Here is a 12,463-nt window from a genome sequence, read left to right as displayed (position 1 = left end):
CTGGTTCATATATGCAAATTTTAATCTAAAATAAATTGACGTTTTAGTTTTCTTCAGCCTTATTATTTACCAACCAACATTTACCGCACACGTATTGGGAGGAGAAAACAATGACGTGGATGCAGAATTATGTTCCGGTTGGCAATCTATGGTTATCTGCACTGATTGCCGCAATACCGATAATCTTTTTCTTTCTGGCTTTGACACTTCTTCGTTTGAAAGGACATGTCGCCGGTACAATTACCGTTATCCTGTCATTTTTAATTGCCGTTTTTGTCTATGGCATGCCGATTGGACCGGCAATTTCATCCGCCATCTACGGGTTTTTCTACGGTTTGTGGCCGATTGCATGGATTATCGTTGGCGCGGTGTTTCTTTATAAAATTTCGGTTGTCACCGGTGACTTCAATATTGTGCGACATTCCATTTTGGGGATTACCGAAGACCAGCGCCTACAGCTCATTCTGGTGGGTTTTGCTTTCGGTGCTTTCCTTGAAGGCGCTGCCGGTTTCGGTGCACCGGTTGCCATTACTGCTGCCCTTCTTGCAGGGTTAGGCTTTCGCCCGCTTTATGCGGCCGGTCTTTGTCTTATTGCCAATACTGCTCCGGTTGCTTTCGGCGCTATGGGAATTCCGATTATTGTTGCCGGACAGGTTTCAAATATCGATCCGTTTTTGTTAAGCCAGATGGCTGGACGGCAATTGCCGTTTCTTTCGGTATTTGTTCCCTTCATGCTCGTAATTATCATGGATGGCTGGCGCGGCGTGCGTGAAACATGGCCAGCTGTACTTGTTGGTGGTGGCACATTTGCAATTGTCCAATTCCTGACTTCCAATTATTTCGGGCCCGAATTGCCTGATATTACAGCTGCTATTGCAACACTCGTTGTTTTGCCGCTTTTCTTGCGCCTCTGGCAGCCAAAACGCATTTTCCGTTTTGACGAAAGCGAAGCTGCCCCCAAAGAAGAAATTCCCCATTATTCAACGGGAGAAATTATCAAGGCATGGTCGCCTTTTATCATATTGACAATTTTTGTTATGGTTTGGAGCATTGCGCCTTTCAAAAAACTTTTTGCCAAAGGCGGGGCATTGGAAAGCTGGGTGTTAAGTTTCGACGTATCATTCCTCAATAATATTATTGTCAAAACCGCGCCTATTGTTGCAACAGATTCAAAAATCAGCGCCGTTTATAAATTCGACTGGTTTTCAGCCACAGGAACCGCAATTATCCTTGCAGCTGTCGTCAGTACTTTTGTTTTAAAAATGCGTCCCGCTCGCGCTATTGGCGTTTTCGGCATGACGCTGAAAGAACTTGCCCTTCCGATTTATTCGATCGGTATTGTTCTTGCTTTTGCTTTTATTGCCAATTATTCGGGGCTTTCATCCACTTTGGCACTGGCTTTGTCACAGACGGGCAAAAGTTTTACGTTCTTCTCGCCCTTCCTTGGCTGGCTTGGCGTTTTTGTTACCGGTTCGGATACGTCTTCCAACGCTCTGTTCGGTGCCTTGCAAGCAACAACAGCCCATCAGATCGGCGTTTCCGATGTTCTGCTTGTTGCAGTCAACAGTACGGGCGGCGTTACCGGCAAGATGATTTCGCCGCAGTCGATTGCAATAGCTTGCGCGGCTGTGGGACTTGTCGGGAAAGAATCCGACCTCTTCCGCTATACTGTCAAATATTCGCTGGGGCTTTGTGCCATTGCCGGTATTATGACAACGCTTCAGGGATATGTTCTTCCGTGGATGATCCCGTAATCGTGGATGATCCCGTAATATTGATTTTACTTTTACCGTATGTTTCCTGTTTAAATAAAAAGAGTGAAATATTCCACACCAATAGATCAGCCACCGTGGAATATTCACTCGCATTTCCTGAAGTAAAAATCACAATAGATGTGAATGATCTTCCGCGAAAATGCATTTAACTGGAAATATAATTTCGTTCATAAGGCACTTTTTTGGCAACCACTTTGCCGGATTTGTAACGGACTTTGATCCTCACGACTAACAAGACGGGTAAAGAAATGATTATATCTTCTATTTCAGACTATCGCGAAGGTGCACGACGCAAACTCCCGCCATTTCTCTTTCATTATATTGATGGCGGTGCTTATGCAGAGCGTACCCTGCAACGCAATACAACGGATTTATCCGATATTGCGCTTCGCCAACGCATTTTGAAAAATATGTCGGAGCTCAGTCTTGAAACCGAGCTTTTCGGCGAAAAAATGAAAATGCCGGTGGCACTTTCACCGGTGGGGCTTACCGGCATGTATGCACGCCGTGGTGAAGTTCAGGCAGCCAAAGCCGCTCAATCACGCGGTATCCCCTTTACACTCTCGACTGTTTCTGTCTGCCCGATTGAAGAAGTTCAGGCGCAAGTTCCAAACCCCATCTGGTTCCAGCTTTATGTCCTCAAAGATCGTGGTTTCATGAAAAATGTTCTTGAACGGGCAGCCGCCCAAGGCATCAAAACGTTGGTTTTCACCGTCGATATGCCGGTTCCGGGTGCCCGTTACCGTGACCGCCATTCCGGTATGTCAGGCCCGTTTGCCAAATTGCGCCAATATACACAAGCTGTTCTTCATCCTGCCTGGGCTTACGATGTCGGCATCATGGGAAGGCCCCACGACCTTGGCAATATTTCCACCTATCGCGGAAAACCGACCAATCTGGAAGATTATATCGGTTGGCTAGGAGCCAATTTCGACCCGTCGATAAGCTGGAAAGATCTTGAATGGATTCGTGAATTCTGGAAGGGTCCAATGCTTATCAAAGGCATTCTCGACGTTGAGGATGCCCGCGATGCTGTGCGTTTCGGTGCCGATGGCGTTATTGTTTCCAATCATGGCGGGCGCCAGCTTGACGGTGTTCCTTCAACCGTCAGGGCATTGCCAAAAATTGCAGAAGTTTTAAAACCCGATCTCAAAGTTCTTGTTGATAGCGGCGTGCGTTCAGGCCTTGATGTTGTGCGCATGATTGCACTCGGAGCAGATACAGTTATGCTTGGCCGTGCATTTGCTTATGCATTGGCAACCGATGGTGAAAAAGGCGTAGCCAATATGCTTGATCTCATAGCCAAGGAGATGCGTGTTGCAATGACATTGACAGGCGCCAAAAAAATTGCCGATATCAATGCGGATATGCTCGTCAAAGATTGAAAAACAGCCTTGAAAATCGACATTGCAAAAGCATGAAACAAGTCGATTTTCAGTGAATCGCTCAAAGCGGCTTGTTCTCTTTTGGGTTTTAAAAGTGCTTTTGATAAAAAGGACTGTGAGTGTGGCAACATCACGCTTGCAGCCCTTTAGTTTGCTATCATGACCTGCGAAAGTGGATTGAAAATTTTTGAACTTGGTTCCCTTTATAACACCGCTTACCGGCGTTGTCCGGAAACTCCCCCACACCATGCCAATCCTACCACTGCTGCCATGCCTATTTTTTGGAGGCTGGTTATTCTTTTTGCCGGCTTACCGATCGCACCCCCGATCGCACTCCCCCGATTGCACCTCTTTGTGACCTTTTTCATCTATCTTCCGCGACCTTCCAAGTGGTGAGGATGTTAAACCTTGCAGCATTATCCTCAAATTATGGCAGACGGCAAAATTCAAGTGACTATGGCGCTCTCTTCGACCTGCACAATTTATTCACCACAATTTGCCTGCACCCGTTTGAATGATAAACTGAAAAAGCGTTTTCAGCTTTGTTTTTGGCGATCTTGCCTGTCACTACCGCCTTTTATGCTACTCGTGATAAATTATGAAAATTTGGGTTTCATGCCTTATCCAAATAGTTTTTAAACAAATTTATTTTTTAAAAATTTTTACGTTACTGATTGAGAATTGTTCAACAAAAGAAAATTTCTGCCTTCAAAAATCAGGGGAAATCAGTTCGTTTTCCTAAGGGAAAACGGGTTATTTTTCACATTTTGCTCAAAAAAACTCTTTAAAAAATTTATTTAATTTTTTTAAAAAGGGGAAAATATTTTTCGCAAATAAAAAAATAAAAGGTTGAACAATTCGTGAAAAGAAGAAATATTAGGCTTGTCCATAGCAAGTTTGCGGGGAATTAAAATGTCTCTTCCTTTACAATTCAACGTTTTTTCAATCGCGCCTTTCTTCAAGGGCGGCGAGAAAAAGCGGTACTTGTCTTTTTCTTCACCCCTCATCAACAGGCAATTTTAAAAATGTTATCCCCTTGTTTGAAGGGCTTCAATAAGCTCTATCCATGGGCTGAAGCCCATGCAGAGGAATGGGACACCACGTTTCAATCCTCGAAAATTATATTGGAGCGCTTGGCAAAAGAAAAATTGACCGGCGTAGGTGTACCGGAAAAGTTCGGTGGCGATGGCAAAACCATTGCCCATGCTATTTTGACAATTTCCGACATTGCCTATTCCTCGTTCACTGCTGCCTTCGTCTTATGGGCGCACCGCGCTTATATCGAATGCGTTTTGCAAAGCCCGAATGAAACGCTCAAAAGCCGTCAATTGCCGTTACTGACATCAGGGAAAATGGCCGGTTCTGCCGGTCTCTCCAATTTAATGAAACATCTTTGCGGCCTTGAAAAAATGGAAAATTTTGCCTCGCTTGACAATGGAATCTATCAGCTTACCGGCAAAATGCCATGGATTACCAATATCGATTGCCAAGGCTTTTTTGCAGCCTGCGCAGCCGAACTTGATAACGGACGCGCGGTCGTTTTCAGCCTTGAAAACAGTGACAAAGGCGTGAATGTCCAATCGCTCGATTTACTGGCTTTGCGCTCAAGCGGTACAAAAGCGATCACCATGGATAAGGTTGCTTTAACGGCTGACCGGATTTTACATGACAATATTGCCGAATGGCTGAAAACATTGCGTCCGGCTTTTATCGCACTTCAATGCGGGCTATTTTCAGGATTGGCAGCGCGCTTTATTGGCGAAGCCAAAAAATATTTCAATGCCCGAAGAGTATCGCTCAAAGGCGATATAGACGAGACAGAAAAAGAACTTTCAAGCTTGCGCGATGCACTTATCAAGGGTGTAAACAATCACCATTTTGTCGATGCTCCCGAAGACTTATTCAGGTTGCGCATCAGCTTGACCGACTGGCTCTGGAAAGCGGTTCTGCTTGAATTGGAAACCCGTGGCGGCGGTGCCTATCTCATGGAGACTGCCGAAGGTTTTCCCCGTCGTTTGCGCGAGGCAAGTTTTGTTCCCATTATTACCCCCAGTGTCACGCAGCTTAAAAAAGCCTTGGCATGATTAACCCGTTTATCCGTTCAAATTCATGACAGAAAAAGCCCCCCTTCTTGAAGCAAAAAACATCGTTTTGCGGTATCGCGACGATGCACCCGCTATTCTTGAAAATTTCAACCTTGCAATCGGAAAGAATGAAACTGTTTCCATTCTGGGGCCAAGTGGCGTTGGAAAATCGAGCCTTTTACGTGTACTTTCCGGCCTGCAAAAGCCGAATGGTGGACATATTTTTGTTCACGGCAAAGGGCTTACCCGTGTTGATCCGAATATTGCTGTGGCCTTTCAAAATCCTGGGTTATTGCCATGGCTGACATTGGAAAAAAATGTGGCCTTTGGCCTTGATTTCAAAAACCGCGAGAAGCTTGAAAAAAGCGAACGGCAAAATCGGGTGAATAAAGCGATCCATGAAGTGGGGCTTGATTATGCGCGGAAACTACGCCCCTCCGAGCTTTCCGGCGGGATGGCACAGCGGGCAGGATTGGCGCGTTGTTTTGCAAGAAATCCAGAAGTGCTATTTCTCGACGAACCGTTCGGCGCACTTGATGAATTGACACGGCAGGATATGCAAAATCTGCTGATTAAACTCGTTAAAGAATTCTCCGCTTCAACACTTCTTGTCACTCACGATATTGACGAGGCATTGCTTGTTAGCGAACGCATTATTCTGCTTGGCGGAAAACCGGCAAACATTATCGGCACGTGGACAATTAATTTCCCCAAGCCACGAAATAACTTTGTCGAAGAACTTGGCAAAATCCGTATCGAAATACTTGCAGCTTTGAGAGATGCAGGACTTAAAAAAAGAGATGAAATATGAAAGATGAGTATTTTTCCCGCCGCGACATTTTGCGGCTATCAGCTTTATTAACGGCAAGTGGCGCTTTGCCGTTTTTAAATATCGGAAGAGCGAAATCACAGGAAAAGGATGAGCCGGTAAAAGTCGGCTATTTGCCTATCACCGACGCAACAGCTTTGCTTGTAGCTCATGGTAAAGGTTTTTTTGAAAATGAAGGTTTGAAAGCCGAAAAACCGGTTCTCTTCCGGAGCTGGTCACAAATTGTAGAAGCTTTTTTTGCCGGCCAGATCAATGTGATGCATGTTCTTTCGCCAATCGCCATCTGGGCACGCTATTCAAGCAAAGCGCCGCTTAAAGTCGTTGCATGGAACCATATGAGCGGCTCCGGTTTTTCTGTTGCCAATGACATCAATTCCATTTCCGATCTTGGCGGCAAAAACGTTGCTATTCCATTCTGGTATTCAATCCACACTGTCGTTTTGCAAATGATCTTGCGCAAAAACGGCTTGACCCCCGTTTCCAGAAAAAGCGGCACAATTGAAAAAAATGAAGTTAATATGGTGATCATGGCTCCATCGGATATGATACCGGCGGTTGCCAATGGTCAGGTTTCGGGCTTCATCGTTGCAGAACCCTTCAATGCGGCAGGTGAAGCTGCCAAAGTTTCAAAGCTTGCAAGATTTACAGCCGATGTCTGGCGTGACCATGCCTGCTGTCTTGTCTGTATGCAGGAAAAAGACCTGAAAGAGCGCCCAGAATGGTCGCAAAAAGTGGTATCAGCCATGGTCAAAGCACAATTGTGGACAGCAAAGAACCGCGAAGAAACAGCGCTTCTCCTTTCCAAAGAAAATCCGAACAAATATATGCCTTTCGGTTCCGATGTTCTCAAACGTGTTCTTGTTTCAAGCGAGGATGATAACCGGTTTTATGAAAAATCGGGTGCAATTATCCACCCGGACTGGCTTGAGAAGCGCATAGATTTTCAACCCTATCCCTATCCGAGCTACACAGAAGAACTGGTAAGACGGCTGAAAGACACTTTGATCGAAGGTGATAACGCGTTTCTTCAAACACTTGATCCGGCTTTTGCGGCCAAAGACCTTGTCGATGACCAATTTGTCAAACGCGCATTAAGCGAAGTTGGCGGACTTCCCGCTTTCGGCATGAAAGACAGTTTCGTGCGCAATGAAGAGATTGAAGTTTAACGGGGAGAAAGCGTGATGAAAAGCTGTCTTCGCCATTTGTCCGGTTTGTCAGGACTTGTCGTGCTTCTTTTCCTCTGGTGGCTTGGAACAGATGTTTTGAGTGCCAAAAACAGCTTTGCAAGCCGCTTTTCGGTTGAGGAAACATTGCCGACTTTCTGGCACTTGTTGACCAGCTCCGACTTGACTCTTCACGCTCTCATCAGCCTTAAACGCATTGTTGTCGGTTTGCTTTTTGCGCTCATCATCGGTGTGCCTGTCGGACTTTTGATCGGCGCCAAGCCGTGGGTGGAAAGAGCAACCGGTCCCGCATTCCAGTTTCTGCGCATGATCTCGCCATTGTCGTGGATGCCGATTGCCGTCATGGTTTTCGGCATCGGCGACAAGCCGATTTACTTTCTTCTCACCTTTGCAACAGTCTGGCCGATTATGTTCAACACAGCAGCAGGTGTCAAACAACTTGACCGGCATTTTCTGCTGGTTGCAAAAAGCCTTGCTGCAACACAAAGTGAAACATTGCTCTATGTGGTTTTTCCGGGAATTTTGAGCCATATGATGACGGGAATCCGGCTGGCGATCGGCATTGCGTGGATTATCATTGTCCCTTGTGAAATGTTGGGCGTCTCGGCAGGCCTTGGCTATTTCATTCTTGATACACGTGACCGGCTTGCTTATCCTGAGCTGATGTCAACCATATTGCTTATCGGATTGATCGGCTATTTGCTTGATAGCTTAGTTCGCGCGGCCGCCCGCCGCCTTGGCTGATCTTGCATTGCGACTTTGGCTGATAAAAATGACCCGCGCCGGTTTTTGAAAGGATGGGGCGAAAGTTCCCCATCCTTTATCCGAGTGTTTTAAATAACCTTGATAAAGCGGATGTGGGGTCAATAGCCGCAGTAATTTTAACCATAAGCATCGCTAACGATTTTGTGCCTTGAAAATCCTGACGGTCGTAAACGGGGAAAACAAGAACATATGGTCAAATTTTTCAAGTTTTCCGCTTACTCGCCCCGATTTACCCCGTGAGCAAAAACAAGGAAAAATAGTCCTTTGTTTTACTAACGCTACGTGGGGCTTCTACCATCATTTTACCAACTCGTTAATGAGCGGGTTTCTCATCCTGTTTTGCGTTCTTGTGCTGATTTTTTTCAAATTTTTCCAAGGCGTCGCAGTTGCTTTTTCCCCAATCAAACAGCATTTCAACCGGCTCGCAAAATCTTTTTCCAAGCGGGGTGAGCGAATATTCAACCTTTGGGGGAACAACCGTATAGACATGGCGGTGAACCAGACCGCCTTCCTCAAGATCACGCAATGTCTGGATCATCATTTTTTTGGAAATTCCCGGTAAAGCGCGTTGCAATTCACCAGTGCGACATTTGCCATTTGGCCAGTGAAACAATGCGTGCAAAAGCATACTTTTCCATTTGACCGAAAATAATTCCATAATTCTTCGTGCCGGGCAGGTTTCGACAAAGACGAGGTTTTCATTGGTGTTTTTCGGCATAATAGTCACTTTTTGGTATCTATGTCCCTATTAAGTACCTTCTAGCATATTTTTTACTAGTAGCCTAGCTGTTTTCTGTATCTAACAAATCAGGGAATATCATTATGCCAGCTGCTTTATGGGCTTTTGCAATTGCCGCTTTCGGTATCGGCACAACAGAATATATTATTTCCGGCCTGTTGCCGGCCATTCAGGCAGATTTTCACATTTCGGTCTCGGCTGCCGGTTTCATGGCAACCTCTTATGCATTGGGAGTGTTTTTCGGAACTCCGATTATCATCATATTGGGAAGCAATGTCGAAAAGAAAAAGTTGCTACTTCTTGCATTGACATTTTTCATCGTCGGAAATTTTCTGACTGCTCTTTCACCCAATTTTACCACCGCCATTTTCGGGCGGGTTATCAATTCGCTTTGCCACGGAGTTTTCATCGGTATTGCTTCTGTCCTTGCCGCCGAACTCGTACCGCAAGATAAGCGAACCAGCGCAATCGCCTTCATGTTCAGCGGCATGACGGCAGCCAATTTTATCGGCGTTCCTGCCGGTACCTGGTTCAGCCATGTAACGTCATGGCGCACCACTTTTTATCTCATTACACTTATCGGTGTGCTTGCTTTTGTTGCAACGTCGAGACTGGTTCCGAAACAGCCGAAACATCATGAACAATCATTGAAAAACGAACTTTTTGTTTTTGGCGATATTCATGTTCTTCTTGCCATGGGCATTACTATTTTAGGCCCTGCAGCATTTTTCACCTCGATTACTTATATTGCGCCAATGGCCAAAGAGCTTGGTCATTTTTCCGATCAGGGCGTTACATTTCTTCTGTTCATTTTCGGCGCCGGATTGTTTGTCGGAAATTATTTAGGTGGCAAATTTGCCGACCGTGCACTCATGCCGGTTCTTTATATTACGCTCTTCGCTCAAGCCGTAGTGATGCTGTTTTTCTATCTTACAATAGCCAACAAAATTGCCGATGTATTTTCTATATTTTTCATGGCTGCCTTCGGTTTTGCCAGCGTCTCGCCAATCCAGCGCCTTGTTATGGACAGAGCAAAAGCCGCAGGTGGCGCCAATCTTGCTTCGGCGGTCAATATCGGCTTTTTCAATCTTGGTAACGCACTGGGTTCATGGCTCGGCGGTCTGGTGATCGCTTATGGTTTCGGCTATGCCTCGCCGAACTGGGCAGGTGCTTGCCTTTCTTTTGCAGCACTTTTCCTTGCTGTTCTCTCAAGCCTTTTTGCAAAACATCAAGCAAAGCAGAAATTAGGTGAATGTTGCCCGTCAAATACAAACTAAACCATTGCCTGGCGGGGATATACAAGTCCCCGCTCTTTTTCGCCTTTTTAGAGCGTTGACATTTATCGGTAACTGCCGAAACTGCGCCTCAAGGCGAAAGCAACAAGGCAATGTCGTAATAAGACGAGGAAAAAGACAAGCCCACCCAAAAGCCCTTCTTACCTGAAATTCAATCTAGCCAGGAAATCCGTCTTATCAACAAATCCGCACCATCTGTAAATTCGGGCTATCCGTCAATTTATGCCATTTGCGAATCCGGAACGTTCAAAAGCCCAAGACGCACGAACACTTTAATAAAGTGGGTGTCCGTACTGTTTTCCTGATCTTCAATGATTAAGACTTTGTAGCGGTAAAAGTTTCATAGCTCCCACGAGGCCGACATCTCGGCACCACGATATATTTTTGCAACGGAAGTTTCCCGACCATTTATTTTAACAATCGTTTGATTTAACAAAATGGAATTCAGAACCCTTGGCTATGTTCGGTCATTAACAACCGCCGACTAAACAGATTTTTTAATAAAAATTCCCGTTTCGGAAATTTTCCAATAAGTTACAAGAGTTTGAAACTTTGACGACACCAATACAGGTGAATAAAATTTTCTAGACGTCAAAACTGCGCCAAGGTTCAAGGTGCCTTGCAAATCCATTCGTCGGGCATTTGGCACCCTCCTCTAATACTCCCTCTCCCTATAAAAGAAACGCGCTGTTATTTCTGAAAGCGCAGATGTCGGAAATCCGAATTTCCAAATTGACTGTCCGAATTCTTGATCTACTTTGGAAGTAATAGCTATGAAAAATCGCCCGCCTCAGGACCATTTGCCCCTTGAAGTGGCAAAAAAACCTCTAAAATCCGCAATCAATTGGATAATCACAGGCCTGCACTTCCACAGAAAGTCACCCCCCCTTTTTCCCTTTAGCAAAAATTGTCAAGATCAATGCAATTCAAGGTCCCCACGCGTTGCGGGCTCACAGGAATATTGGATTAGCGAGAGTTTGAACAAGTCAGTATTTTTGCTGGCCGGTGTTTCAGCCGATCAATGTTTCAGACACACGGAATTTTCAACCCGATAAATTCATGCCGATAAATTTCTCTATTCGTGATATTTTTCCAACTTCAAAAATACTCCAGTACTTTCACAGGCTTTTCCCAAACATAGATAGCCTTGAACACACTTCCCGTTGTATTCTTTAATCGGATAATTATTTCTCTATAAAGCCGCAAAAAAGGATACGATTCACTTCAAACTAATTTTTTGGAAAAATATTCCTCTAAGATAAAGCTAAAAGTTTCGCTATTGGTGCAAAATACCCGTTTTAATTACTGTTTTAGGAAATTTTTCAATTTTCCGTTTGTAACCGGAATATTTTTCTTCCACGTCGCTTCGTAACGGATTTGTATCGGGCGCTCTTCCTGATCGCACAAGATATAACGCTGGCCTGATGTCACAGTGATTGCCGATTTTGGCAAGAGTGCCGCTCCAAGCCCGCAATGCGCCCAGTTTTCAAGTTCACGGAAGGAAACTGTTTTTCCGGTATATTCTTTCAGAACGTGATTGTGCTGCCCGAACATTTCCCTGATAAACTTGTTCAATCCGGATTCGTCATCGACCATGACAAAGACTTCGTCGGCAATATCGGAAAAATGCACCACATTGACGTTTCTGATCGGTTGTGCCGTGCTCGGTATAAAATAGAGCGGCTCTTCATAAAGAAATTCGCTTGCCCTTGTAGGCTTTTTTTCTGCTTCAACATCAAAGACATAATCGACTTCACCTCGTTCCAGCAAGTCGATAAGATCGCCGCTATTGCGTTCGCATAACACAATTTCCGAGTCCGGATTTTCCGTGCGAAAATCATTCATGACGGCTGCCAGATATTGGCAACTCACCAAAGGCGATTTGCCGATCCTGACAACATTTGTTTCCTGATTATTGAATTTTTTGCTTTCGTCGACGAGATCATAATTGGCTTCGACCAGCTTCTCGATATAGGGCATAATGTGCTGCCCGAAAGGCGTAAGGCCAACGCGCCGCGTCGTGCGTGAGAAAATGCGCACCTGAAACTCGTCTTCAAGCTGGGCGATGCTGTTTGACAAGGTCGGCTGGGTTACATGGCAGTTCTTTGCTGCTATAGTAAAACTGCCTGTCTGTGCAACAGCCAGGACATAGTTCAATTGTGCCAGGTTCATAAGTGATGCGCCTTAAGTGTTCCCTCTGATTATTTATAGCTTAAATAAATAAATCACATTTGCAAATAGAATTTTTAAAACAGATTTCACCCATGTATAAAAAGTTCATGAGCTCATACCTATATAATAATCGTTCATACGATAACGCCTAATCCTGAAATTTAAAGACGTGAGGACGTAAGCATTTGCGGCATTACTGCCGCAACGATCTTATATGTTTTGACTGTGAAAGCGG

Annotated in this window: 9 protein-coding genes; 7 read left to right on the top strand and 2 right to left on the bottom strand. The window is 45.0% G+C overall.

Features of this window, described 5'->3' with window-relative positions; genetic code table 11:
* Positions 1–110 precede the first annotated feature (110 nt).
* The 6 genes from H3V14_RS03260 to H3V14_RS03235 all read left to right on the top strand — a co-directional run bounded on the left by H3V14_RS03260 (position 111) and on the right by H3V14_RS03235 (position 8,001).
* Positions 111–1,754 (top strand): lactate permease LctP family transporter, encoded by a 1,644-nt coding sequence (locus H3V14_RS03260; RefSeq protein ID WP_198214680.1) that lies wholly within the window; start codon positions 111–113, stop codon positions 1,752–1,754.
* Positions 1,755–2,023: 269 nt separating this feature from the next.
* Entirely contained in the window at positions 2,024–3,160 is a 1,137-nt protein-coding gene (gene lldD / locus H3V14_RS03255; RefSeq protein WP_075869142.1) for an FMN-dependent L-lactate dehydrogenase LldD, read from the top strand.
* 1,025 nt (positions 3,161–4,185) lie between these two features.
* Positions 4,186–5,244, top strand: coding sequence for an acyl-CoA dehydrogenase family protein (locus H3V14_RS03250; RefSeq protein ID WP_198226579.1), 1,059 nt, complete (start codon positions 4,186–4,188; stop codon positions 5,242–5,244).
* A gap of 25 nt (positions 5,245–5,269) precedes the next feature.
* Entirely contained in the window at positions 5,270–6,055 is a 786-nt protein-coding gene (locus H3V14_RS03245) for an ABC transporter ATP-binding protein (protein ID WP_198226577.1), read from the top strand.
* Complete coding sequence (locus H3V14_RS03240) at positions 6,052–7,239, top strand: ABC transporter substrate-binding protein (protein WP_198226575.1); 1,188 nt, start codon at positions 6,052–6,054, stop codon at positions 7,237–7,239. The genes H3V14_RS03245 and H3V14_RS03240 overlap by 4 nt, the downstream gene beginning before the upstream one ends.
* A gap of 15 nt (positions 7,240–7,254) precedes the next feature.
* Positions 7,255–8,001, top strand: coding sequence for an ABC transporter permease (locus H3V14_RS03235; protein WP_075869152.1), 747 nt, complete (start codon positions 7,255–7,257; stop codon positions 7,999–8,001).
* Positions 8,002–8,335: 334 nt separating this feature from the next.
* On the opposite strand, the gene H3V14_RS03230 is transcribed toward H3V14_RS03235, so the two are convergent.
* Positions 8,336–8,740, bottom strand: a complete 405-nt coding sequence (locus tag H3V14_RS03230; RefSeq protein WP_077972651.1) for a helix-turn-helix domain-containing protein — start codon at positions 8,738–8,740, stop codon at positions 8,336–8,338.
* A gap of 104 nt (positions 8,741–8,844) precedes the next feature.
* On the opposite strand from H3V14_RS03230, the gene H3V14_RS03225 reads away from it, so the two are divergent.
* Positions 8,845–10,038 (top strand): MFS transporter, encoded by a 1,194-nt coding sequence (locus H3V14_RS03225; protein ID WP_198226573.1) that lies wholly within the window; start codon positions 8,845–8,847, stop codon positions 10,036–10,038.
* Between the two features lie 1,320 nt (positions 10,039–11,358).
* Here the strand turns inward: H3V14_RS03225 and H3V14_RS03220 are convergent.
* Positions 11,359–12,228, bottom strand: a complete 870-nt coding sequence (locus H3V14_RS03220) for a LysR family transcriptional regulator (protein WP_198226571.1) — start codon at positions 12,226–12,228, stop codon at positions 11,359–11,361.
* Positions 12,229–12,463: the final 235 nt, after the last annotated feature.

Source organism: Bartonella sp. W8151 (assembly GCF_016100385.1).
Taxonomy (GTDB): domain Bacteria; phylum Pseudomonadota; class Alphaproteobacteria; order Rhizobiales; family Rhizobiaceae; genus Bartonella; species Bartonella apis.
This window is presented reverse-complemented; position numbering and strand designations above follow the sequence as displayed.